The sequence below is a fragment of the Arthrobacter globiformis genome, from assembly GCF_030818015.1.
Classification (GTDB): Bacteria; Actinomycetota; Actinomycetes; order Actinomycetales; family Micrococcaceae; genus Arthrobacter; species Arthrobacter globiformis_C.
In genome coordinates this window covers 2,339,968-2,364,308 of sequence record NZ_JAUSZX010000001.1, presented here as the reverse complement: position 1 = coordinate 2,364,308, position 24,341 = coordinate 2,339,968, and the positions used below count along the sequence as shown (strand labels likewise).

Below are 24,341 nucleotides of genomic sequence, written 5' to 3'. Positions count from 1 at the left end.
GATCGCCATGAAGAAGCTGAACGTCGCCTTGTGCGGGTCGGGCCGCATCGGCCGGGTGCATGCTGCCAACCTCGCGGCCCATCCGGGGATCAACCTGACCTGGGTTGCCGATCCTGCGACCGAGAGCGCGGAAGAAGTCGCCACGCAGTACGGGGCCCGCCCTACCGGCTCCACTGCTGACGTCTTCGCCGACGCATCACTGGACGCCGTCGTAATCTGTTCGCCGACCCCAACACACGTCCAGCTGATTGAGGCGGCGGCCGCGAGAGGCATCGCTGTGCTGTGTGAAAAACCGATCGATCTCGACATTGAGCGGGTGCGAAGCTGCCGGGAGACGCTGGCCGCCGCCGGCATTCCGCTCATGATGGGCTTCAACCGGCGGTTTGATCCCGCCTTCGCAGCGATTCGTCAGCGCGTAACGGCGGGAGAGATCGGACGGCTCGAGCACCTGTCCATAATCAGCCGGGACCCGGCGCCGGCCCCTGCGGCCTATATCGCCGCATCCGGAGGAATCTTCAGGGACATGACCATCCACGACCTCGACATGGCCCGGTTCTTCATTCCGGACATTGTGGAGGTCGCCGCGCACGGTGCGAACGTCTTCAGCGACTACATCGCCAAGGCGGGAGACTTCGACTCCGCCGTCGTGACCCTCCGAGGCCGGAACGGGGAACTCGTCAGCATCACGAACTCCCGGCACAGCGCCTACGGGTATGACCAGAGGCTTGAAGCCTTTGGAAGCGGGGGGATGCTGCGGGCCGACAACATTTCACCCACTACCGTTCGCAGTTTCGGAAGCCGCGCTGTGGAGGCGGCAGACCCGTACGAGCCGTTCTTCCTGGAGCGCTACGCTGCCGCGTACCGGCGCGAGCTCGACCATTTCGTCGAGACCGTCAACACCGGCACCCCTTGTTCGCCCGGATTCGACGACGGCATATCCGCGCTGATCCTGGCCGATACGGCAGCTGAATCGGCAGCAACAGGCAGGACCATCACCGTTGAAGGAACATTGCAGACATGACAGCACCAGGGCTGCTCAAGGACACCGTCGTACTAATCAGCGGGGGCACCCAGGGCCTCGGCGCCCCCATTGCCCGGCAGGCCGCGGCCGAGGGAGCCGCGGGCATCGCCGTCACCGGACGCTCCGCGGAGGCCGGCGGGAAAATCGCCGAGGACCTCACCGGAATTGGTGTGCCTTCGGTATTCCTGCAGGCAGACCTCGGGGACACGCCGCAGGCAAGCAGCACGGTCACCAGGACCATCGAGCACTTCGGCCGTCTAGATGCGGTGGTCAATGCCGCGGGCCTGACAACCCGGGGCAGCATGACCGACACAACCCCTGAACTGTTCGATGAACATATTGCCGTCAACCTCAAGGCGCCGTTCTTCATCATGTCCGAGGCCATCAAGCACTTCAAGGAACGTGAAGCTCCGGGGAATATCGTCAACATCATCAGCATGTCCTCACACGGAGGCCAGCCCTACCTGGCGCCATACGTCGCGTCCAAGGCCGGGCTCGCCGGACTGACCCGGAATGCGGCCCACGCCCACCGGTGGGACAGGATCCGAATCAACGGGGTCAACATCGGTTGGACGGCAACGGAGGGCGAAGACCTCATTCAGCGCCGGTTCCACGGCGCCGGCGACGACTGGCTCGAAAAAGCCAACGCCTCCGTCCCGATGGGCAAGCTCGGCCAGGTCGATGAGATTGCCGAATTTGTCGTGTTCCTGCTCTCTGCCCGCAGCGGCATAGTGACCGGTTCCGTCATCGACTGGGACCAGAATGTGGTTGGCGGCGCGGATTGAGATGTGCGCCGGGTCCCGGGCGACGAGTCGCATAAGCCCTAGTTGGCGGCCCGAAGGCGTTTTGGTCGCCGCACAAACGGACGACGGCGGGAGCGCAGCCGTCGTCCGTTTGTGTTAAGGGGTACTCCCCGCTGCCTGGGAAACCGAGGCGGGAGCCAGGAAGGACCGGTCGCCAAGCTCGAACTTAGAACTGTGAGTTGCGACGTGTCGCGATCCGCGTGAACTGCTTCCGGCATAGATGTGTTCAGCCACCTTCGTTGGCTCCGACCTTGCATGGCAGGCGGGTAGCGAGCGATTCGTGGACGGCGAGGCGCACAGCGAGGTTTTGTTCGGTTAATTCCCTGTTTACGATGCCTGCTGCATGGCCGCATGCCAAGACGCTGCTGAAGCGTTCAATCTCGACCTTGAAATGGTCTTCCGTAATGTCTAAGATCTCCGTTTGTCCGGTCCGCAGGGAGACCGTTACCCGCTCGGATTCCCCGGGGTCGGGGTCGAAGGCCTTATCCAGGGTGATTTGCCCTTCTGTTCCTATGATCTGGAAGGTGTTGGTCCGGGGCCCTTCAAAGCCGCAGTCGAACGTTCCCAGGACTCCGTTGTAGTCGAGGATAGCTGCCACGGTTGTTTCAACGGGATCCGAGGGGCTTGTTCCTTTGGCGTAGACGTTAGTCGGAGGGCCGCCCATGACCATGTTCATGATGTCGATGGCGTAGCAGCCGACGTCGTTGACTGCCCCGCCTTCCAGGTTGGGCTGGAGCCGGACCTCGCTGGGGGCCCGGTCCATGTTGAAGTGGAAGCGGGCGTGCATGGAGACGACGTCGCCTATCCTGCCTGCATCCAGGAGCTCCCGGACTTTATGGTGCTGTGGGTGGAAGCGGTACATGAACGCCTCCATGAGCGTTACTTCGTTCCGTTCGCAGGCTTCCACTACCCGTCGATAGTCCTGCAGGCTGCACACCAGAGGCTTCTCGCAGAGGATGTCTTTGCCGGCATCTGCCGCGGCGATGATCCACTCTGCGTGCAGACCATTGGGAAACGGAAGGTAGACGGCTTCGATGTTTGGGTCGGCGAGGAGCTCTTCAACACACTGTGTTGATCGGCGTTGCGGAGATGCAACGCGGTAAGACGGCTACATCATTCGTGAAGGACGGCCGTCGTCCTACACCAGCAGAACGCGACCAGATAACGGGCATTGAAGCGTGATCAGAACTGGAAACCGCGGTAGCTGCTCCTCACGTTGAACCGCCAGCCCTGCTTCCTGCGTTCCAGGAAACCGACGCTCGTCTCTATGTCGTTTGGCCGCATCTTCAGTTCACGGCATTTGCCTCTGACCTGCTCAACTGTGACGGAGGCCCACCGCTCGAGGCGGTTCATCATGTCGGCCTTGAGCTTGTCTTCTTCATTCCATTTGAGTCCGGAGTCATATCCGGCCGCCCACTGTGCAAGGCTTTTGAGGATCCGGATCACGTCTTCCGGTAGGGGTTCGCCGACGGCTGACAGAGCGGCTTGTGGTCCTGACGCAGGCTGCGGAGTCTGTTCCGGAAGGAGTCGTACCGGCTGAGCGACTTCCAACCAAGTGGCTGTTTCGGCAGTTCCCCACTCGATGACGACGATAGCGTCAGCTTGTGAGCCCCACAGATCGTTCAGATGTTGCCGGTCGGGCCATGCGTAGACGACACGCCGGTGGGTAAGGGACCCGGCAGAGAAACCGCGCCAGGTGAGGTGCACCGTATCAAGTCTTCCCACCAACCGCTTGAGGGTTTCGCTCTCGAACCGACGCTGTGGCGTTACAACGGCAATTGGGCCGCCAGGTTGTTGCGAGAGCCACGCGACCGCGCGGGCATCTTGCGCTTCACGGGAGTCATGAGCGCCCAGTTGGGACACGCAACTGGAAACGGGTATTCACTTGACGACATCGATACTCCCTGCTCGGTTTAGACGGACCTTAGCAGTTGCATCCGACACCAGCCCCGCCCAGACACCGGGCACCAAGGATTCTCGTTTAGCAGGCGACCTCTTGGATAGGCCGCTGGACTAGGGTTTGAATGCGCCACCCGGTTTGAGGCGCCGCACTGCCCGCTAACGGATCCTTTACCGGACACTTGCGTCCGGATTCAGTGTCCTTCACCGGTTGATAGACGCCGCGGGCGGCTCTTCGCGTGCGAAGAGCCCCCGTACGATCCTCACCACTAGCAGGGTGAATGTGAGCTCCACGGCAGCGAACTCAATGTCGAATTCGCCTCGCGGCCACGTGATCACGCTGTGAACGAAAGACTGATCCTGGATCTTCAGTTCGTCGCCGAGCACCTCGACCGCGGTGCCGGCCTCGCCGAAACCCGCCTCAACAACAGAGAGGCTGGCACCAAAGTAGCTGGCCTAAAACCACTCATAACCCACTTGGCTGTCGCCGATCAATGCCCGGAGGGAGACGACGTCACGATCGACCTGGCCGAGCAAGTCGATAACACCGTCATGGACGTTGACGTCAATGAGTTTCTCGGCTCCGGAGTGGGGCACGGGCCGGATCGACTGGCGGGCCCCCAACCACTGACGCCCCTTTTCCGCCCGAGGGCCTTAGCTCTGATTCGAAGTCACCGTGCAGTCCCGGTGTCAGTGGGAGAAGTTTGCTGAGATCTCGGCGAGGGTGCGCCCCTTCGTCTCAGGCGCGAGCCATTGCGAGAGGACTGCACCGAGTAATGCGACGGCCGCGGCTACGACCATGCTTGGGCCCATGCCGATGTTGCTGATCGCCCATGGCAGGGCGAAGGTGCCGAGTGCGGCTCCGATGCGGCTGAAGGCCGCGGCGAAGCCCATGCCGATGCCGCGCAGGTGGCCGGGGAATACCTCGGCCGGATAGACCTGGGTCATCGTGGTGTAGCCGGCATTGAAGAAGGAGAAGGCGAGAAACAGGCCGAGCACGAGGATCGCTGGTGCGTTCGCCCAGACTCCGATGATCAACAGGATGCCTGCGCAGAGCCACTGCCCGGGCACGGTGAGGATTCGGCGGCCGAGCTTGTCAATCAGAAGCACGGTGGTGACAACACCCGCGGCCGCAAGTGCGGACAGGCCGACTCCACCGGCCCAGCCGCCGCCGAAGCCGAATTGGTTGAGCACGTCGTCGGCGAAGGTCGCGATCGCGAAGTACGGAGTGACCGCGCAGAACCAAAAACCTGAGGTGAAGAGGGTGGTGCGCCAGTACTGCCTCGAGAACAGCATTCCGAAGGAGGCGCCCTTGATTTTGGTCCTACTCTGCGCGGCTTGGGCCTCCTGGATCATCCTCAGATCGATCTCTTCGGTGATGCTGTTGTGCATCTGGGGCGATTCGACGTATCTGCGTGCGATCGCGAGTGCTTCCTCACGCCGTCCCTTCGTAATGAGCCAGCTCGGCGATTCGGGGAGGCCCAAGCGGGCGAGGAACAGGACGAATGCGAGTATCGTGCTCGTGCCGATTACGAGGCGCCATGGGGTGCCGGCGTCGTGCAGGAGCGTGCCGATGATGAATGCCATCATGAAACCGACGTACCAGGCGATCAGAGTCAGCCCGAGCAATCGCCCGCGGAGCTTTGGAGGGGAGAACTCTGATAGCAATGGCCCACCGATTGAGTACTCGCCGCCGATCGCGACGCCCATGAAGAACCGGATGATGGCGAGCTGAATCACGGCCCCGTCTCCGGAGGTTACGAAGAACTGGGCCGCTGAGGCGACCAGGAACAGGCCCATGTCCACGAGGAACATAGGCTTGCGTCCGAACTTGTCAGTAGCCCAGCCGGCCAGCGGGGAGCCGACGAAGATACCAGCCAGCGGGCCTGCAGCGATCATGCCCAGAGATAGTGCGTCGAGCTGGAGATCTGACCGCATGGGTCCGGTGACGGGGCCGATGATTCCGAGGATGTAACCGTCGAGGAACATGCCGCCGATGAAGACAGCGACAAGCCGCACCATGAAGCGGCGTTTGAACTTGGAGCTGGTCTCTCTTGATATGGAGGTGTCGACGGAGGCCGTCGTCCCGGTCGGATAGATCATTGAGATTTGTTCCCTTCTGACTTCAGCGCAAACCGCTGACGCCGTTTCCTAGACGCACGGACAGCCGCCTGCCCTTAGCGACCGGTGGACGATGCCGACTGGCTTGACGCCAGCCGATATGGCCGCGCAGGACTCGCGAGATGATTTCGGCGTCGTCATGTATCACTGCTCTTCGAGATGGATACGGGAAGGCCTTGGTTTCCACCCTCGCGCCGAACCATCGAGATCAAAACCTCGAGACCGGGTCGGCAAAGTATGACATATATGACTCATATATCAGAGAACTCTAAAGGTGCGATCCTCACCCGGTCAAGAGTTTGATGTGTTAATTGGTTGTATCCGTCGGCTCACATTAATTGGTTGTATCCGTCGACTCACGGGGGTCTGTCTGAACCGGCGCAGGTTCCGTGCCGCAGTCATACGAGTTGCGGGGGCGCGTAGTGGACCGCCTCGAATTCGGTCGGCGTGGCCATTTGCGATGGCTGCCGTGGAGCCTGCAGATCTTTAGGCCCCATAAGGCTGCCGATCTCGCTTGTGTAGATCGTCTCCGGAATTTCCGCTCGATCCGTCCCAAGCCACATCAGTACGCGGTCACGGTGCTCGACGACCATTCCCGCCACGCCGTTCGTAACGAGTGCCCACCCGAGGGCATGGTGGCCATCGACGCGCACACTGTGCGCGGTGCCTTTGCAATTCTGATAGACCTAGCGGTGTGGGCGAAACCCGAAAGCATCCGCGTCCTGGCGAACTCGGTCAATTCATCGGCCAGGACTGTTACTAGGAATGAGGCGTGATAGGGACCGGGCCGATCGGGCTTGAAGGTCGCTAAGCACTCGGATGCCGTGGCTCCGGCTCCAGGGCCGGATGCAATGGCGAAGCGTGCGATGACCGTTTCACCGCCCGCCGGTCGTGGCATGGGTGCGATCAGGCCGCTTGGCTTGATTCCCAGAGTGCTGACGCCGGAAGCGTAGAAGCCGAAGGCTTCAAGGGCGGCGACCGGATGCTCGCGCCGCTCGGCGGCAAAAGCCTGCTCCGCCAGTGGGATCCCTCACCGTGCACTAGTGTCCCGCGGTGCGAGTGGCAACGTTAGCGCGACGCGGGCCTCGTCCCCCAACTGGCTCGGGTCCCTTGAAAGGCTGCCTGCATGAGTACTAGAAAGAAGTCCCGTAAGCTGGCCGATAGAATCTGCCCCACCGAGAAGGATCCCGGGTACGCGATCTACCGGAGCCTCGCGCGCATGGTCAATCAAGCGCCTAAGCCACAACCGCTGTGGCTCGACAATGAGTCCGACGAGGAGCAGCGTAGGGCAGCCGCACCTGGCCTTGCTTGGGGCTGGCTCCAGCGCACGCTGAGCAACGGCGAGGCCGCGATCAAGCTCGAGAAGAGTGGCTACGGGAGCGAATCCGCGCCGCTTCTTCGCTCCGCCCTCGGGCACGCAATGCGCCTTGTCTGGGCGGACTCAGGCGAAGGGAAGTTCGTCGAGGTGGCCATGCTGGCCAAGAAGAATACGAGCAAGAAGATGCTCGAGGCCCAGCATGACGGTTGGCGATTCGATATGCATATGGCCGACCAGCTCCAGCAGTACGCAGATGCCACTACCGACGAGTTCAAGAGCATGGAGACTTTCACCCATCTGAAGAATGCGATCGACAAGAGTCCGGAGGAGATCAAGGACCGGCTCAAGAGCATGTATCTGGCGTGGCTCGCCTACACTGCGGCCAGCCACCCATCGATCGACTCCGCGGAGCCATACATTGATAAGAAGCCGGGCAGCCACTACATGGCCCTGCTCTCGGTAGCTCTGTCGGTGACGGTCGAAAATTGAGCCATTGTGCCGGTTGAAAACTGAGCCACCCGTTCCAAACGATTGGGTGGGTGATCACAGTGGAGGATTGGGCGCTTATTCGGCGGTTGCATCTTGCCGAGGGTGAGTCGATGAGGTCGATAGCGGCGCGGCTGGGCATTTCCCGGAACACGGTCGCGAAAGCGGTCAGCGCTGAGAGCCCGCCGACGTATGTTCGGGCGCCTCGGGACTCCGGGATCAAAGCGGTCGAGCCGGCCATACGGGCGCTGCTGAGGGAGAACCCGCGGATGCCGGCCACGGTGCTTGCAGAACGCGTGGGCTGGTCCGGGTCGCCGGCCTGGTTCAGGGAAAACGTGGCCAGGATCCGGCCGGAGTATGCCCCGGCTGACCCTGCTGACCGGATCACTTACGAACCCGGGGATCAGGCGCAGTGCGACCTGTGGTTCCCGGAGGTGCGAATCCCGGTTGGGGCGGGAAAGCCAAGGATCCTGCCGGTGCTGGTCATGGTGTCCTCGCATTCGCGGTTCGTCATGGCGCGGATGATTCCGTCCCGCATGACCGGGGATTTGCTGGCCGGGATGTGGGAGCTGATCGGTGGTTTGGGGGCGGTTCCGAGGCGGCTGATCTGGGACAACGAAACCGGGATCGGGCGACGGAACAGCTTCGCGGCCGGAGTACCGGCGTTCGCTGGAGTGCTCGCGACCAGGATCGTGCAGGTCAGGCCCTACGACCCGGAGAGCAAGGGAGTCGTGGAGCGGACGAACCAGTTCCTGGAGACCTCGTTCCTGCCGGGACGGTCCTTCGCTTCGCCGGAGGACTTCAACGCCCAGCTCGCGGAGTGGCTGCTCAAGGCCAATACCCGGCTGGTCCGCCGGATTGGTGCCCGGCCCACGGAACTTCTCCCTCAGGACAAGGCGGCGATGCTTGGATTGCCGCCGGTTCCGCCGGTGACAGGGTTCGCCGCGAGGGTCAGGCTCCCACGGGATTACTACGTCAGGATGGGATCCAACGACTACTCCGTGCACCCGCAGGCTATCGGTAGGTTCGTCGACGTCACCGCAGACCTGGCCACTGTCCGCGTCAGCCTGGATGGCAGAAGCGTCGGAGACCACTCCCGCTCTTGGGGCACTGGCCTGACGATCACCGATCCGGTCCACGTCGACGCTGCCCGGACGCTGCGGAAAGCCTTCCAAAACCCGGTGCCCGCGGAGCGCGCCGGAGTGCGGGACCTGGCCGACTACGACCGCGCATTCGGCGTCGTTCTCGATGATGGGCAGGTCGCCTGATGCCCGAGGCCAAAGAAACCGCAGGACAGATCGAGTACTACTCCCGGGCCATGAAGGCACCCCGTATCCGGGAAGCAGCGGCCCGGCTCGCTGACCAGGCAAGAGACGGCGGCTGGACCCACGAGGAATACCTCGCCGCGGTCCTGTCCCGGGAAGTCGCCGCCAGGGAGGCCTCCGGAGCTGAAGCCCGGGCCAGGGCCGCAGGATTCCCGGCCCGAAAATCGCTCGAGGACTTCAGCTTCGACCACCAGCCCGGCCTCAAACGCGACACCATCGCGCACCTGGCCACGGGCGCATTCCTCAGCGAAGCGTCCAACATTGTCCTGCTCGGCCCGCCCGGGACCGGCAAGACACATCTCGCTACCGGGCTCGGCCTCCGGGCCACCCTGCTCGGCCACCGGGTCCTGTTCGCCACCGCCATCGACTGGGTCGCCCGGCTCCAGGCTGCTCATCAAAATGGGCGGCTGCCACAGGAACTGGTCAGGCTGCGCCGCTACGGGCTGATCATCGTCGACGAGGTCGGCTACATCCCGTTCGAGCAGGACGCGGCGAACCTGTTCTTCCAACTCGTCTCATCGCGCTACGAACACGCCTCGCTGATCCTGACCTCGAACCTGCCCTTCGCCCGCTGGGGTGACGTCTTCGGAGACCAGGTCGTGGCCTCGGCCATGATTGACCGGATCGTCCACCACGCCGAAGTCATTACCCTCAAGGGCTCCAGCTACCGGCTCAAACACACGCAAGCGGACTCGTTGCCCTCGACACGGCCAGAAAATACGGCAGAATAACCAACGTCAACGTGGCTCAGTTTTCAACCCGCGAAATGGCTCACTTTTCGACCATCGCTGACAAGCTCGACCACGACCGGCCGCAGACTGCGCGGCGGTGTCCAGTCTGGCGCTCATCGGCGCCGCTTACGGGTACTCGCGCGTGACCGGCCTCGAGGCACACTTCGCTCCGGCCCTTCAGGGCATCATCGATCAGCACGCGAGGTACTTCGCTGACCTGCCTCAGGGGTGAACCCTAGCTGGAACGCCCGAAGGGCGCCGTTCCGGGCCTTCAAAAACGACCCCTTGATGTAGCCGAGGGATGGCCGCCCCTTTGGCGGTCATCCCTCGGTTTTTAGCTTAGGGGGCGGCGTTCACCACGGATGTCTTTACGGATGTCCAGGTCGAGACGGTTCCGGCGGGGGCGCCAGGGTAGTCCTTCAGCAGTACGTCCTGTTCCCCGATCACCAGTCCCGAGGTGGGATCGATGATGATGTCGCGCCTCGTTCCGCCGTCGGGAGGGGATGCCGATAGCGATGCCGGTTCTGCCGTCGACTGTTGCCTGCCTGTCCCGACGGTTACGCCGGGGATAAGGGCAGCGGCCTTGTATAGGGCGGCGCGCAGGTCGGCTGGGACGACTCCGGTGCGCAGACCGTCAGCGATCGTGACGAATGCCTCTGCTTCGGGAGACTTTCCGGCGCCTTTTGTCCGGTCGTAGATGATGTCCAGCAGAGCCTGTGGATCCCTGGGCAGACTGCCGGCTTCCTTGAGAGGTGTGCCGATAATGAGTGTTGGCTGGTTCCCGTAGAAGGCACCTCCTGGGGCACGCTGAATCCCGACCGGGCGGGGCTGCCCTTCCGGCCACAGTGATGAGGCATTCCGTTTTCGTATCTCGGCTGCTGCGGCCTTAGCGGCTTCACTGGAGGACTCAAGGGGGACACGCTCTTCACGGTTCCAGACCCATTCCCCTTCCCTGTCTGCCGGAACATAGACGTGCCCGCCCGTCGTTTCCTGCCAGGAAATGTCACTTCCATCGGCCGCTTGCATGCCTCCGCCGGTGAGCTCCGTCGTCTCGATTTTCAGGTACTGGCCGGGTCCCACCACCGGGTCGGAGGTCTGGATGGTTGCTGCCGCCGCGTTGTTCAGGACCTCGGCTGCTTCAGCGGTTGCTCCCGGACCACTAGGCCTTACAATGTCCGCCAATACGATTCCGCCCACGAGCAGAGCCGCAGCTGCCGAAGCGATCAGGACACGGCGCCGGACCGGACGGGACTGGCGATGGGGGCCGGACATGGTGTCAGTGGCCAGGATTTGCTGCAGTCTGGCCTCGGACCGAAGCCGGGCGGTCGGGTCGGTTGCTACAAGCGGGGCCGGATCGAGGGCGCGCAGTGCGTTGAGGTGCGTGTCAGTCTTCATGTCAGTTGCTCCGTAACTGAATAGTCTGGGTCGAACGCCGTGGAGGTCGTGTGTTTGAGGATCCGGCGCAGTACGAGCCGGGCCCGGTAGAGGCGGATCCTGTAGGTGGCTGCGGTAATCCCGAGCACCCTGCCGGCTTGCGGGGAGGAAAGATTCTCCCAAATGGCAAGAGAGAGGACTTCCTGGTCTTCCGGGCGTAGTTGCTGCCAGGCACGGGACAGATCCACGTGGAAGGCAACCAGATCATCCTCTGATTCGGTGATTCCCTTCGTCACTTCAGCGATTCTCACTTCGAGGGCGCCCTGTCTGAATTGGCTTCGCTGGTCGTTGAGCAGGCAGTGTCTGGCTGTGCCAAACAACCAGGCACGTGCGTCATCCCTACCCGCCGGCACATCGTCGAATCGCCGCCAGGCAACCAAGAATGCTTTGTGGACGACGTCTTCTGCGCGGTGTGGCCCGGCCCGTCTCTGCACAAACCGCAGCACATCTGTATAGGCATCGGTGTAGAGGGCCGCGAATCGGCCCTCGCGTTTCTCTCGTGTTTGCGGTGTCCCCATACCTATACCTGTCCGGTCCGTCAACCACCATCATGCCGGGACAACCCAGCAGAGGCGGCTTCCGGGTCAAAAACGACCGTTTCTGACCTGCATTCGGCAAGCCTCCGAAAAAAGTCTGTGAATCGCAGCGATAAATGGCGTTCTTTTCGCGGCGCTATTTGTCACCCGGCAGCCCGCAGAGGGATCCTTTACCGGGCGCCGCCGCGAGTGAGCGTGACCAGTAACGGTCGTATTCGTGCGCTGGCCACACCGCATCGTCCGCGGCTCCTGACGCCGCGCCAATTCGCGGAACGCCGACACTGACCTTTGCACGAAACACTGCACGTGTGGAGTTGGTCGCTCTGTGGCGGCGTTTTTTGGTCGCTCCCTGTCGCAACAGTGCCCGTAAGGCGAGCACCTATTCCCAATACATCGCAGCCGCACGTGAGCAGAGGCGCATCTCATGACCGCCGACACGAAACGCCGAGGCTAGTCGACGCACCGGATCGCGTCGCAGACGTTCACGGCTGGGCGTGACGCTCCAACGCGTCCAGAGTCGTCTCGGGCGATGTGTTGAAGCAGAAGGTGATTCCGGGCGATACCGCATTGCACACGTTGATGATCCGTTCGAAGAGCTCGGTGTACTCCGGGATCATCCTGATGCCGCCCCCGATCATCACGAGGCCGAAACTATCACGACCGAACGCCGAGCGAATCTCTGCTTCGGCCTCGTCCGGGGAGGTGCCGATCAGGCAGTTGACGGCGTCGAAGCCGGCGGCCGTAGTGGCCCCGAACCCCGCTTCGATCCGTTCGGTCATCGTGGCCTCGTCGAGGCCAGGAGGCAGCTTGCTATAGTCGAGGGCTCGCGCGTGGATGCCGATCATGAGGATTCGAGTCATGGGCCTCATTGTGGCATGCACGCCTCACCAACGAATTAGCCAAGCCGCACCACCAATCAGGCGGGCCCGCTGGATCCTTGCTCGACCCGCCCCGCCCCAGATGAGCTGTTCCTGTAGTGCAGAGGACTCCTGACGTTCCGTGCAGACGACTTCGGAAAATGACATCGGTGGGCCGGCCCCAGGTTGCGACCGCCCGTTAGACGGTCGATCAGCGTGCCCTTGGTGCCCGTTGGTCGAACCCCAGCTGGAACAGTTGCAGAGGTCTAGTCCATGACGGCCCGCCAAGTCCTCATTTCAAGAACGCTGACCGGGCAGTTGGGTCAGTCCCGCCGGCTGCTTCAGGTCTTGGGGCTAATGATGGATACGTCGCCGCTTTTTAGGCGGCGTCGAAGGCAGTCTGCGATACGCTCAGCATCTTCTTCTTTCGCCGCTTCGCGAAGTTTGATGCTCAAGTGCGTCGACGGCAGATTTGCACTTTGAATTGACTCCTCGATAATCGGGTATTCGAGGCACGGGTCTATCACGCCGCTCCTCGGGCCGGCCACGCCTACGACCCAGCGGTCAGATTTGCCGGGGGTGACGTTTGCCTCTCCTGGGATCATCGCGCAGCTTCCTAAGGCAAGTGGAGAAACACTTATCCCAATAATCCACTGCCAATTCGTCTTCTTGGCCCTTGCTAGAGCTCGCAGCATGGCCCGAGCATACTCCGCAGCTCTCGAGCTTTCGTGGGGGAAGTTGTCTCGAGTACGGGGCTGTCCTCATAAGGCCAACCTTCTACGGACCTTAAGCCACTAATCTTGCGGAGGAGCTGATCTCCTGCGGTGCAGAAGAACGATAGTGACCAAATACGCAGCAAAAGTCAGCCCAAGAACCGTGACCCCCGTCGTACCTACGTCGTCGGGAAGTAACACCCGCAAAAGAATCGAGAGGCCCGAAAATAACTAGCAAGAACAATGTCCTTGCCCCAACGCTCCAACTCTTCATGGTTCAAGGTACCCGGGATAAATGTCATGAGTAAGACCTACATAACGTCGGGCCTAGGCAGTGGCCCCCACGGGAACCCTGACCGGGCGGAAAATCGGCTCTCCACCAAGACTGGCCAAATACGGCCAAGAAGTCGTAATCAGGGGGCAAGGGGCATGACGCTAAACGGCGAACTGTTTCCGTTCCCAACGAGCCCACGGAGCGTTCTTGTTCTTGTAGAGAAGTTCTCAGGAAGGACCAGTGTTGGTCTGCTGGTCCGCGGCAAGACGGGGATCGAGCTTCCAGGGGATTCCTGCGCGGTCGAGGTCCATCAGCGTGCTGCCGTCGATGCCCACGCCGGTGACGGCTGCGAGGCGCTTGTCCGGGCGCATCAGCACTGAGAAGTGCGTGTAGGGAAGCAGGCTTGTCTCCGTTCCGGCCAGAGCAGGCAGCGGGACGGGATGGCCAAGGAAGTTCTCGTCGAATCCCTTGCGGCCGGCAAGGGATTCGGCGGTCGCGGTTGGAGTTATCAGTAGTTCGTCCATGACCGGACACTACCAGCGGGCAGTAGCGGGCACATGAACGACGGACTAAAACGAGATTCCGACTTCACCCCGGAACGGTGAAGAATTATTTCGGGTCGTCGGCGCCTAGCAGGTCGTGGCGGAAGACGATCGCGTCCACCGGACGGCTGTCCACGAACAGGACGCAATTTCGCTGGAATGGACCACGACCACGCCTGAACGGGTTACGCCGTGGCGGTGTTTGGAGTAATTTGGGTAGCCACCCGGCGCCGCGTTCGAGCGGCCGGCCCCTGTTGTACCCGAGGGATGTCATGGTCAAGATACCCACCAGCAAGCCAGCGAAACTGTATCGGCCGATCGGGCTGGCTTCAGGAATGATCGGCGGCATCATCGCTGGCCAAATCTTCAAACAGGTGTGGAAGCACGCCGCCCCAGGCGACCGGGGCGAGGCACCCAACCCCCTGTCCACCGATTATGCGCTGAAAGAGATCCTCATCACCGCCGCCATACAGGGCGCTATTTACGCTGTGATAAAGACGCTCATCGACCGCGGCGGAGCGCGGCTCTTCGAACGTTGGACCGGAGAATGGCCCGGGAACTGACCGGCCACCCATTGCATATTATGCGCCAGCATGTCGCCGGACGCTCCCAGTGAGGCACGTAGACCTACAGAGTAAGGAAGCTTTTCGGGTCGTCGGCGCCGAGCAGGTCGTGATGGAACACGATGGCGTCCACAGGCCGGGTGTCCAGGAACAGGACGGCCACCGACCTCGAGTGGACCACGGTGCATCGGGTGAGGCCGTCCACCCAGGAGTGGATCCCGGTGTATTCCTCGAGGTCCAGCCCGTCGCCCAGCAAGCCCCGCTCTTGAAGCAGGTCGTAGACAAGATTCCAAGCAAGATCCACCAGTTCATGGATCGCCGCCTCAACCGAGGTGGGTCGGTTCAGGCCCACGTTTCCCCTGTTCAGGCAAGGTTCTCGGCTTTCAATCGGCCCCTGGCACGGCGATCAAGTCGACCGTGCAGATCCCGTACATATGGACCCACACCCGGTCGGTGTTGCGTGGCTTATTTACGAGTGCCCAGACTGTGGCGGGATCGCCACGTCGCGCTAAACAGCGGCTGGTGGACCCCCAGGGACGTCCCCAGCCCATTACATTCCAGGCAATATGTATACGGGGAGGACTGGCGCGGTCCCTGTAGCGGCGCGGGGCGCGATTAGTACCAGTACCGTCTTCCGGCAAGAGGGCGTCCGATTGCACCGAGCACGAAAAGCACGAGGCCGACAACAGCCAGAATCCACCCAATAGTTATCAGGATTCCAATGTTGAAAATATAACCAAGGATTAGTAGAACAACTCCGAGTGAAAGCACTTTAGTCCTTACCTTTCCAAATATTCGGACCAACACTAAGTTGCAAGCCGGTTCCGTGCGCTCGTCCCATTCGTACCACACCGGGTTGTGGAGTGGAACAGATGTCCGTCCCAGCACCGTCCTTTTTTAGCGCGGCATACACGCACCGCCAGGTTCACCTTTACCTTCCGTCCGGTGCCGGCGAACAGAGCCCGCGCCGACCGGTAGGTGAACGGCTCGGCGGACGCATACTCCTCATCAATCGCCCACCGGTAGAACAGCGACAGGATGCTCATGTGCTGGCCCCACGTCGTCGCCGCGAACCTGCCCTTCACGGGTCCGGCCGCCCGGCGCTCGGCGTACCGGCTCAACCCGGCCTTCCATCTGTTCACCAGTGTCGCGGGCCGCGGTGCAGCCGGACCGTCCTCGAACAGCAAGTCGTCATCGACCAGCACCGGCATACCCTCCGGGATCACCGGCCTGTACTCGAGATCCCAGGACTGCCAGCGTTGCGACGAGAAGAAACTCATAATCACGAGCTCTGACAATAGAAACACCACACTACTGTCACGCAAAGCCCAGACACCGAGGGGCCGCCCACCTCAAAGGCTTATCGCAACAGGGGAACTAAGCGCAGACAATGTGCCGCAGACCGTGCGGGCTGATGTCCTTCTACGCCGGCTTTGCGGGCAAGCCGCTGAACCGTGCGGAATGCCTCTGACCGGTTCCAGGCCCGGAACCACATCAGCACCGCTGGTGCCCAGGTTGAAGTTCAGTGCCTAGACAGCAGGAGCCGGCACGGTGTCTCGACCTTCCGCACGCTTTCGGACGGAAGCCTGGATCGCTGTACAGGCACGGGCCGACGGCATTCGCGACGTCGTAGACGGACACATGTTTGGCCGCGACCTCGTGACCCGCTGTGCCTGGAGTCGTGAACTCCTCACCCCCGCGACGCATAAGCATAACCTGAGGACAGTCAGAGTCCGCACCAACTCCCAAGTCCGGGATGGGTGGCGAAAATTCCACCTGAACAGCCGCTGTACTTAGTCAGGCGGCGCGGAGTCCTGCGACACCCATCCCCCAAAATTCGCCAGTAATTGTTGACTTTGGAGGTGGTTCCTTACTACGGGGCTTTCTTTCCCGAGCTGTTCGAGCGACAACCCGGTCCGATCACCCGCTACGGATGAGATGGCAGAAGAAGGTGCGGAGACTTCCGGGATCCGAGATAAACAGGTTCCGGACGGGAAGCCCAATGCCGCTCAACGATGCCCACTTTGGGGATCTTCTCTGCCCCAGGGAGCTTCAAGGGAGCCTTGCTCCGACCAGCTTGATATCAGCCGGTGAGCAACTGCAGGTTCGTGGAACAGCATATGTACCGACGGTGGGCTGCTCTCCCCCCAAGATGCGACTCTCAAGTACCGCGGCCCGATGCTGGTCAATTCAAGTTCGCGGCCGATTGAAGTCTCATCGGCGCATCGAATACCTCAAAAAGTGATTATGGGTCACAAACTATTAGCCGGAGATGGGTAGCAGAAATGGCTTTGACCTCCGGAAATGCACGAAATCGCCCTGTTTTGAATCCATATAAACTTCCAGATTTTCTCGCCAGTGAATGTTGACTTAGGAGGTGTCTACCTAGGCAGAATCTCCCCTGCTTGCCGAGCTGCACGCCGACGCCTGAGGTCGCTAATTCAGCGATAAAGGATCTCAGTTCTTCGACCACCGTGACCGGTAGTCGAGCGGCTTCTGCGCACCACGGGCCGTGGAGGTGCCCGATGACAAGGGCCACGGCCTCGTCGAACAAGTCGCCAGGGAGACGTGGGTGGGTGTCCGCTCTGCTGCAGACGCCAACGGCTCCAGACGACTATGGCAATGACAGGGCGTCCTGCCGTTCAAGTCCTTGACAGCCTTCTAGTAACGCGAGTAATCTTGCTCACATCTTGTTGGTAACCCGCGTTACTCACCGCAAACGCGGGACAACTCAGCCCCACCCTGGCACTACACACCCAGGATCGACGAAGACCACCGGAGCATTCAATGGCGAAGACCACGACCCCCAACAAAGCCGCGGCTGTGCGGCAGCGGGGTGTCACCATGAGTGATGTCGCCAAGCACGCCGGCGTCTCCCGGACAGCGGTCTCGTTCGTGCTGAGCAACCGCGAAAACGCCAGCATTTCCGAGGAAACGCGCACCCGCATCAACGACGCCGTGCAGGCACTGGGTTACCGCCCGAATGCCGGAGCACGCGCACTGGCTTCCCAGCGCAGTGATTGGTACGGAATCGTCACCGAGATCGTTACGGCCCCGTTCGCAGTGGACATCATCAAGGGCGCCCAGGACCAAGCCTGGCTTGACCACCGGTTCCTGCTCATCGCGCCTTCCGACCAGGCCGATGCCGTAGGGCCCAACCAGGGCCTGGAAGACGCAGCCACCGAAAAGCTGCTGGAACAACGAGTGGAAGGACTTCTGTACGCGGCAACATACCACCGCGGCGTGCATGTTCCGGAAAGCGCCCACGAGGTGCCCACGGTCCTCATCAACTGCTTCGACGCGGACGGGAAGCTGCCCTCGATCGTCCCGGACGAGCGCGCCGGCGGCCGGGTCGCCGTCGAGCGGTTGCTCCAAGCCGGCCACAGCAGGATCGGAGTCATCAACCTGGACCCGCACATTCCCGCGGCCGTCGGGCGTTTGAAGGGTGCACGCGACGCACTCGCCGGCGCCGGGCTGGAACTGGATCCGGAACTGGTGGTATCCGGGCATGCGACGGCGGACGGCGGCTACGAGGCGGCGTGCGAAATCCTGGACCGTTACCCCAAGCAGGACAGGCCAACCGCACTGTTCTGCCTCAACGACCGCATGGCGATGGGCGCTTACGACGCCATCAAGGAACGGGGACTGACCATCCCCGCAGACATCGCCGTGATCGGCTTCGACAACCAGGAACTCATTGCGGCCTACCTCAGGCCAAAGCTGACCACGGTTGCGTTGCCATTCGAAAAAATGGGCGCTCTGGGAGTCCAGACGCTCGCCGCTCTGACAGCAGGACAGCCGATCACTGCCGACCAGCAAATGGTCGACTGTCCGCTGCTAGAACGCTCTTCCGTCTGACCGCGAAATCAAGTTTCGAAGAGCAAACCCCTTACCCACCCCTTCACCTTGCTGATGAAGATAGGAAAGAGATACCCATCATGACACAACCCCGATACCTGAGGTCTGCCCGCATCACCGCGGCCGGGCTGGCGGTAGGCGCAATGCTGCAACAGGCTGTGCAGCCACCGTCAACAAGTCCGCCGGCACCGACGCCGGAGCGAACGCGAACGCCATGCTCACCATCCCACGGGAAGACATGAGCACCTTCGACCGCAACTTCAATCCCTTTGCGCCCGCGGTGAATCCCATGGTCAACCAGGCGATCTACGAACCCCTGTTGGTCTTCAACCCGGCCAAGGGAGACACGACGCCGTGGCTCGCCACCGAATGGAAGACTGCTGCTGACGGCAAATCCATCACGTTCACCCTGCGCGACGGTGTGAAGTGGTCCGATGGCAAGCCACTCGTGGCCGACGACGTCGCCTACACGTTCGAGCTGCAGAAGAAGCTCAAGGGCGGCTACGAGTACCTCGTCGGCGCCACCGCCGAGGGAACCAACAAGGTGACCTTCACCTTCAACAAGCCTTGGTCTCCGGCGCTCTACGAAGTGGGCCAGCTACCCATTCTGCCCAAGCACATCTGGTCTGCGATCGCCGACCCGGCGAAGTACCCCAACGCCACGCCCGTGGGAACAGGACCTTACACGGAGGTCGATTCCTTCCAGGCTCAGTCCTACGCACTCAAGAAAAACCCCAACTACTGGCAGCCGGAAAAACAGAAGATTGCTGGCATCAAGATGCTTGCAATGTCCGGCAACGACGCAGCCAATCTGGCCAGCGTCAACGGGGATGTCGACTGGTCCACCCAGTTCATCCCAAACATCGAGAAGACCTTCATCTCCAAAGATAAGGAGCACCGCCACTACTGGTTCCCGCCCACGGGTGCCATGATCAATTGGCAGCTCAACACCACCAAGGCTCCGTTTAACGACCCAAAGGTGCGCAAGGCGCTCAGCATGGCCGTGGACCGCGACCAAGTGACCAAGATCGGGATGAGCGGCTACGCCCAGCCCGCCGACTGCACCGGCCTTTCCGGCAACTACGAGAAGTGGAAGAACCCGGCCGTCAAGGACAACTGCAGCTGGACCAAGCTCAACGTGGACGAAGCCAACAAAGTCTTGGACGAAGCCGGCTACCCCAAGGGGGCCGACGGCAAGCGCACCTTGAAGGATGGAACGCCTTTCGAGTTCAAGATCTCCGTGGGCGCCAGCTCCTCCGACTGGCTGTCCGTAGCCAACGTGATCTCACAGAACCTCCAAGCAGTGGGAGTCACGGCCAAGGTGGACTCTCCGGACTGGGCCTCCGTGGTGGCCGGATACGAACAGGGCACGTTTGACTCCGGCATTGTCTGGAGCGCCAACGATCCCAGCCCGTTCAAGTACCTCAACAATGCCATGGGCAGCGCCACAGTGAAGCCGGTCGGCACCAAGACGTTCGACAACTACCACCGCTTTGGTGACCCCAAAGCCGATGCGCTCCTGCAGGATTTCGTTGCCGCCGGCGATGAAGCCAAGCAGAAGGACGTCGCGTACAAGCTCCAGGAAGAATACAACGACGCCGCCCCGCTGGTGCCGCTGTTCTCAGGACCTGAATGGGGCGACTACACGGACGTCCACTTCACGGGATGGCCGTCGCAGGACAATCCTTATGCCACACTTTCCGATCGTTCTCCTACCACGGTGCTGATTCTCACCACTTTGGAACCGCGCAAGTAACAGCTGGGCCCCGCAGGCCCAGCAGCCCGGCATGCCCGGCGCCGGATCACCGCGCCGGGCATGCCGCCCCCTCCCCATTACCGCAATACCTGAATGGAGGAAACCGTGCGCTTTATCCTGCGCCGACTGGGTTTCTACCTGATCGCCTTCTGGGCGTCCATCACCTTGAACTTCCTGCTCCCGCGCTTCATGCCCGGTGACCCCGTCTCGCGCATGTTTGCCCGTACCCAGGGCAAGATGCAGCCTGAACAGATCGACGCACTGCGTAAGCTGCTCGGTGTGGACGACCGTCCCATCTGGGAGCAGTACATCGACTATCTGCACAACATTGTCACGGGCAACATGGGCATTTCGATTTCCCGCTTCCCCGCCCCGGTCACCGAGGTCATCGCCGCCCAGATCGGCTGGACCCTCCTGCTCGGCGGCACCGCACTGGTGATTGCCGCCGTCGCAGGTAACTTGCTCGGCATCCTGGCCGCCTGGCGGCGAGGCGGCGCGATCGACTCCGCACTGCCGCCAGTGTTGATCTTCATCGGCTCCTTCCCATACTTCTGGCTAGCTATGGGCGCGCTGTACCTGTTCGGCGTAGTGCTGGGCTGGTCGCCGCTGCGCCACGCGTTCACGGACGGTGTGGAACCCGGCTTCACCTGGGAGTTCCTTTCCGACGTCGGCGCCCACTTGGTGCTTCCGGCGCTGACAATCGTGCTGGTGTCGATCGGCGGGTGGATGCTGGGCATGCGCAACACGATGATCGCAACCAACTCCGAGGACTACATCACCATGGCCGGGGCCAAGGGACTACGTCCGGGACGCATCATGTTCCGCTACGCCGCACGCAACGCCATGCTCCCCTCCGTGACAAGTTTCGGCATGGGCCTGGGCTTCGTGGTGGGCGGTGCCATGCTGACCGAGGTGGTGTTCGCGTATCCCGGCGTCGGCTACCAGCTCCTCAACGCCGTCCAAGGCCTCGACTACCCGCTTATGCAGGGCCTGTTCCTGACCATCACCGCCGCCGTGCTGCTGGCCAACTTCCTGGTGGACATCCTCTACGTCCGCCTCGACCCGCGCGTGCGCAGCAACTGAGGGACCCATCATGACAACCGCAATTCTGAAGCAGCCCAGTGAGCCCACTGAGCCCACAGCTGCCCGCAAGCCCAACCGCAGTTTCGTCCACGGACTTATCACCAACAAGAAGGCCCTGGGGGGCATGATCGTGATGCTCGTGTTCATCGCGCTTGCGTTGCTGGCCCCCGTGCTGTTCCCCGGCGACCCGTCCAGGATCACCGCGATGGCCTCGCTGGAACCGTCTCCCGAGCACTGGCTCGGCACCACGGCTAAAGGTCAGGACGTGCTTGCCCTGACTGTCCACGGCTCCCGCAGTTCCCTGTTCGTCGGGTTGACTGTGGGCTTCGCATCCACCTTCATTGGCATTTTGGTGGGCCTGGCCTCGGCGTACTTTGGCAAGTTCATTGACGAAGCACTGTCCCTGGTGACCAACGTCTTCCTGCTCCTGCCCGGACTGCCGCTCCTTGTCATCCTGGCCGCGTTCCTGCCGCCGGGTTTGGGAACCGTGATCCTGGTCCTCGTGGTCACTGGCTGGGCTGGGTCGGCACGTGTATTGCGCTCTCAGGCGCTGTCCATCCGCTCAAAGGACTTTGTGGCCGCGGCCGTGGTTTCCGGCGAACGGGCGGGCCGGATCATGTTCCGCGAGATCCTGCCGAACATGGCCTCGATCGTCATGGGTACCCTGCTGGCCTGCGTGATCTACGGCATCGGCGCCCAGGCAGGCCTGGAGTTCCTTGGCCTGGGTGACGTGAGCACCGTTTCCTGGGGCAACAACCTCTTCTGGGCCGGCAATGAGGGCGCCCTACTGACCGGCAGCTGGTGGGTCTTTGTTCCCTCGGGTGTTTGCATCGCGCTGGTCGCGTTCGCACTGTCGCTCATCAACTACGCCGTGGACGAAGTCACTAATCCGCGGCTGCGGAAGATCAAAACCCCAAAAATTACCGAAAGGAGCGCCGCCAAGTGACTGTCTCCCAAGTTTCCTTCGGCTCCCACGAGCCCGTCCTGGAGGTCAGGAACCTCACCGTAAAGTACGTCGGCGACACCCGCTCCACCACCGCCGTCGACCGTGTTTCCTTCAGCATCGGCACCGGTGAGGTGTTCGGGCTGGCGGGCGAGTCCGGCTGTGGGAAGTCGACCATCGCCAACTCGATCATGCGGCTCCTTAAGGATCCCGCGAAGATCGCCGGCGGCAGCATCTCCTTTGGCGGCAAGGACGTCCTGGCCATGAGCCCGGAGGAGCTGCGGCGTTTCCGCTGGCAGGACGTGGCCATGGTGTTCCAGTCGGCCATGAACTCGCTGAACCCGGTGCTGACCATCGGCGAGCAGATCATGGATATTTTCACCACTCATGCGGGCTACTCGCGTAAGGACTCGCTGCGGCGTGCCGGTGAGTTGCTCGAATTGGTGAGGATCGACCCCGCACGCCTCAAGTCCTACCCGCACCAGCTCTCGGGCGGCATGCGGCAGCGCGCCGTGATCGCCATGGCCGTGGCGCTCAAGCCGTCCCTGTTGATCCTCGACGAACCTACCACCGCGCTGGACGTGGTGGTGCAGCAGGAAATCATGGCCCAAATCAAGGAACTCCAACGCGAACTGGGCTTCTCCGTCCTCTTCATCACCCACGACATGTCCCTCATGGTGGAGCTCTCGCACCGCATGGCCGTGATGTACGGAGGCCGGATCGTGGAGACCGCGAAAGCCCATGACGTCTACACCAACCCCCGCCACCCCTACACGCAGGCCCTGATGGGTGCATTCCCGCCGCTCACCGGTCCGAGGGTTTCGCTGACCGGACTGCCCGACGGCGTGAAGTTCCGGAACATCCCGGACCTCACCGAAGCAGCACCCGGCCATTTCGTGGCATCTGTCAGTGCCGACGCTGAAGCAGCCGTCCTGGAAGGAGCCGCACGATGAGCCACGCTGTACTGTCTTCCTCACGTCCAGACGTTTCCACCCAAACCCCCGCCCTCGAGGTCCGCGGACTGGGTAAGTCGTTCCCCATTGGCGGTCTGTTCTCCCGTCAGTCGGTCCGGGCACTGCACCGCGTCGACCTGACCATCGGCCGCGGCGAAATCGTGGCCCTCGTGGGAGAGTCTGGGTCGGGTAAGAGCACCCTGGCCCGCTGCGTTGCCCGGCTCGAGAAGCCGAGCTCCGGCGCGATCCTGCTCGACGGCGTCGACGTCCTCAAGCGCGACCGTGTCCAGGCATCGCGAGCCTTCCGCTCGCAACTGCAGATGGTCTTCCAGGATCCCTTCGGCTCGCTGAATCCTGCCCACAGAGTGGAGCACTTCCTGCGGAGGTCGCTGGCGATCCACCGGAAGGGCGGCAGCTCCGAGACAGCGACGCAGCAGCGACTCGAGGAGCTCATGACCACCGTGGGCCTGCAGGCCGACATGCTGAACTCCTACCCGCACGAGCTCTCCGGCGGGCAGCGCCAACGAGTCGCGGTTGCCCGGGCCCTTGCCGTGGAACCACGGGTCATCCTCGCCGACGAACCCACCTCCATGCTGGATGTTTCGGTCCGGATCGGCGTGCTGAACCTGATGCGAAAGCTCCGCGATGAGCAGGGAATCTCCATGCTCTACATCACCCACGACCTCGCCTCGGCCCGATACCTGGCGGACCGGACGGCGGTCATGTTCGCGGGAGAGCTCGTTGAAGAGGGCGAGTCCTTGGATCTCCTGGCCAACCCGGCCCACCCGTACACGCAGCTGCTGGTCTCGGCCGTCCCGGATCCGGCCCGGGCGGGCTCTTACGATCCTGTCCGCCGTGCCGAGCTGCGGCAGGCTGTGATGGCGTCGACCAGCTGCGCTTTCGACGGCGACCCAAACCAGACCTGCTCGGCCGAGGAACCCGTTCGCCATCGCGTGGGCGACCCCGAAAACCGCCACTGGGTGCGCTGCCACCTCTACCGCCCACGTGCTGGTGCCGGCGGCCATGCACTGGCAGCTGAACCCACGCTGGCAACTGAACCTACAGCCAAGCAAACCCCATGACAGAACAGACCCACCCGCTCGCTACCGCTTCTACTTGGTTTCC

The 24,341-nt window shown here is 62.2% G+C and carries 23 protein-coding genes and 1 pseudogene; 13 read left to right on the top strand and 11 right to left on the bottom strand.

Annotated features, from left to right (window positions below; genetic code table 11):
* Nucleotides 1-7 precede the first annotated feature (7 nt).
* Nucleotides 8-1,021, top strand: a complete 1,014-nt coding sequence (gene iolG, locus QFZ23_RS10940; protein ID WP_306922870.1) for an inositol 2-dehydrogenase — start codon at nt 8-10, stop codon at nt 1,019-1,021.
* A complete protein-coding gene (locus QFZ23_RS10935; protein WP_306922868.1) occupies nt 1,018-1,806 on the top strand; it encodes an SDR family oxidoreductase in 789 nt (262 codons plus the stop codon). The genes iolG and QFZ23_RS10935 overlap by 4 nt, the downstream gene beginning before the upstream one ends.
* Nucleotides 1,807-2,050: 244 nt before the next feature.
* On the opposite strand, the gene QFZ23_RS10930 is transcribed toward QFZ23_RS10935, so the two are convergent.
* The 4 genes and pseudogenes from QFZ23_RS10930 to QFZ23_RS10915 form a co-directional block, all read right to left on the bottom strand.
* The gene (locus tag QFZ23_RS10930) at nt 2,051-2,686 is read right to left on the bottom strand and encodes a Gfo/Idh/MocA family protein (RefSeq protein ID WP_306926798.1); all 636 of its coding nucleotides are present in this window, start codon (nt 2,684-2,686) and stop codon (nt 2,051-2,053) included.
* Nucleotides 2,687-2,701: 15 nt separating this feature from the next.
* Nucleotides 2,702-2,881: pseudogene (locus tag QFZ23_RS10925) on the bottom strand (Gfo/Idh/MocA family protein); the annotation flags it as partial.
* 125 nt (nt 2,882-3,006) lie between these two features.
* Nucleotides 3,007-3,531: a hypothetical protein gene (locus QFZ23_RS10920; protein ID WP_306922866.1), complete on the bottom strand. Its 525-nt coding sequence runs from the start codon at nt 3,529-3,531 to the stop codon at nt 3,007-3,009.
* Between the two features lie 882 nt (nt 3,532-4,413).
* Entirely contained in the window at nt 4,414-5,826 is a 1,413-nt protein-coding gene (locus tag QFZ23_RS10915; protein WP_306922864.1) for an MFS transporter, read from the bottom strand.
* 1,144 nt (nt 5,827-6,970) lie between these two features.
* Between QFZ23_RS10915 and QFZ23_RS10910 the strand changes: the two genes are divergently transcribed.
* The 4 genes from QFZ23_RS10910 (at nt 6,971) to QFZ23_RS10895 (ending at nt 9,936) form a co-directional block, all read left to right on the top strand.
* Nucleotides 6,971-7,651, top strand: a complete 681-nt coding sequence (locus QFZ23_RS10910; protein WP_306922862.1) for a hypothetical protein — start codon at nt 6,971-6,973, stop codon at nt 7,649-7,651.
* 50 nt (nt 7,652-7,701) lie between these two features.
* Complete coding sequence (istA, locus tag QFZ23_RS10905) at nt 7,702-8,916, top strand: IS21 family transposase (protein ID WP_306922860.1); 1,215 nt, start codon at nt 7,702-7,704, stop codon at nt 8,914-8,916.
* A complete protein-coding gene (istB, locus tag QFZ23_RS10900) occupies nt 8,916-9,704 on the top strand; it encodes an IS21-like element helper ATPase IstB (protein ID WP_306922858.1) in 789 nt (262 codons plus the stop codon). Before istA ends, istB begins: the two co-directional genes overlap by 1 nt.
* Before the next feature lie 97 nt (nt 9,705-9,801).
* Complete coding sequence (locus tag QFZ23_RS10895; protein ID WP_306922856.1) at nt 9,802-9,936, top strand: hypothetical protein; 135 nt, start codon at nt 9,802-9,804, stop codon at nt 9,934-9,936.
* Nucleotides 9,937-10,043: 107 nt separating this feature from the next.
* Here the strand turns inward: QFZ23_RS10895 and QFZ23_RS10890 are convergent, their stop codons facing one another.
* From QFZ23_RS10890 to QFZ23_RS10870, 5 genes are all read right to left on the bottom strand, one after another.
* Nucleotides 10,044-11,099, bottom strand: coding sequence for a CU044_5270 family protein (locus QFZ23_RS10890; protein WP_306922855.1), 1,056 nt, complete (start codon nt 11,097-11,099; stop codon nt 10,044-10,046).
* Nucleotides 11,096-11,656 (bottom strand): RNA polymerase sigma factor, encoded by a 561-nt coding sequence (locus QFZ23_RS10885; protein ID WP_306922853.1) that lies wholly within the window; start codon nt 11,654-11,656, stop codon nt 11,096-11,098. Before QFZ23_RS10885 ends, QFZ23_RS10890 begins: the two co-directional genes overlap by 4 nt.
* Before the next feature lie 500 nt (nt 11,657-12,156).
* Nucleotides 12,157-12,534: a hypothetical protein gene (locus QFZ23_RS10880; RefSeq protein ID WP_306922851.1), complete on the bottom strand. Its 378-nt coding sequence runs from the start codon at nt 12,532-12,534 to the stop codon at nt 12,157-12,159.
* Between the two features lie 338 nt (nt 12,535-12,872).
* The gene (locus QFZ23_RS10875; RefSeq protein WP_306922850.1) at nt 12,873-13,136 is read right to left on the bottom strand and encodes a hypothetical protein; all 264 of its coding nucleotides are present in this window, start codon (nt 13,134-13,136) and stop codon (nt 12,873-12,875) included.
* 609 nt (nt 13,137-13,745) lie between these two features.
* A complete protein-coding gene (locus QFZ23_RS10870) occupies nt 13,746-14,042 on the bottom strand; it encodes a hypothetical protein (protein WP_306922848.1) in 297 nt (98 codons plus the stop codon).
* 290 nt (nt 14,043-14,332) lie between these two features.
* On the opposite strand from QFZ23_RS10870, the gene QFZ23_RS10865 reads away from it, so the two are divergent.
* Nucleotides 14,333-14,623: a DUF4235 domain-containing protein gene (locus QFZ23_RS10865; RefSeq protein ID WP_306922847.1), complete on the top strand. Its 291-nt coding sequence runs from the start codon at nt 14,333-14,335 to the stop codon at nt 14,621-14,623.
* A 64-nt stretch (nt 14,624-14,687) separates the two neighbouring features.
* On the opposite strand, the gene QFZ23_RS10860 is transcribed toward QFZ23_RS10865, so the two are convergent.
* The gene (locus QFZ23_RS10860; protein WP_306922845.1) at nt 14,688-14,975 is read right to left on the bottom strand and encodes a hypothetical protein; all 288 of its coding nucleotides are present in this window, start codon (nt 14,973-14,975) and stop codon (nt 14,688-14,690) included.
* A 454-nt stretch (nt 14,976-15,429) separates the two neighbouring features.
* Nucleotides 15,430-15,921 (bottom strand): hypothetical protein, encoded by a 492-nt coding sequence (locus QFZ23_RS10855; RefSeq protein WP_306922843.1) that lies wholly within the window; start codon nt 15,919-15,921, stop codon nt 15,430-15,432.
* Between the two features lie 1,489 nt (nt 15,922-17,410).
* Here QFZ23_RS10855 and QFZ23_RS10850 point away from each other — a divergent pair.
* The 6 genes from QFZ23_RS10850 (at nt 17,411) to QFZ23_RS10825 (ending at nt 24,298) form a co-directional block, all read left to right on the top strand.
* Nucleotides 17,411-18,481, top strand: a complete 1,071-nt coding sequence (locus QFZ23_RS10850) for a LacI family DNA-binding transcriptional regulator (protein ID WP_306922841.1) — start codon at nt 17,411-17,413, stop codon at nt 18,479-18,481.
* 214 nt (nt 18,482-18,695) lie between these two features.
* Complete coding sequence (locus QFZ23_RS10845; RefSeq protein ID WP_306922839.1) at nt 18,696-20,237, top strand: ABC transporter substrate-binding protein; 1,542 nt, start codon at nt 18,696-18,698, stop codon at nt 20,235-20,237.
* A 105-nt stretch (nt 20,238-20,342) separates the two neighbouring features.
* Nucleotides 20,343-21,320 (top strand): ABC transporter permease, encoded by a 978-nt coding sequence (locus tag QFZ23_RS10840; protein ID WP_306922837.1) that lies wholly within the window; start codon nt 20,343-20,345, stop codon nt 21,318-21,320.
* A gap of 10 nt (nt 21,321-21,330) precedes the next feature.
* Nucleotides 21,331-22,266: an ABC transporter permease gene (locus QFZ23_RS10835; protein ID WP_306922836.1), complete on the top strand. Its 936-nt coding sequence runs from the start codon at nt 21,331-21,333 to the stop codon at nt 22,264-22,266.
* Nucleotides 22,263-23,216: an ABC transporter ATP-binding protein gene (locus tag QFZ23_RS10830; protein WP_306922834.1), complete on the top strand. Its 954-nt coding sequence runs from the start codon at nt 22,263-22,265 to the stop codon at nt 23,214-23,216. The genes QFZ23_RS10835 and QFZ23_RS10830 overlap by 4 nt, the downstream gene beginning before the upstream one ends.
* Nucleotides 23,213-24,298 (top strand): ATP-binding cassette domain-containing protein, encoded by a 1,086-nt coding sequence (locus QFZ23_RS10825; RefSeq protein ID WP_306922832.1) that lies wholly within the window; start codon nt 23,213-23,215, stop codon nt 24,296-24,298. The genes QFZ23_RS10830 and QFZ23_RS10825 overlap by 4 nt, the downstream gene beginning before the upstream one ends.
* The last annotated feature ends 43 nt before the right edge of the window (nt 24,299-24,341 follow it).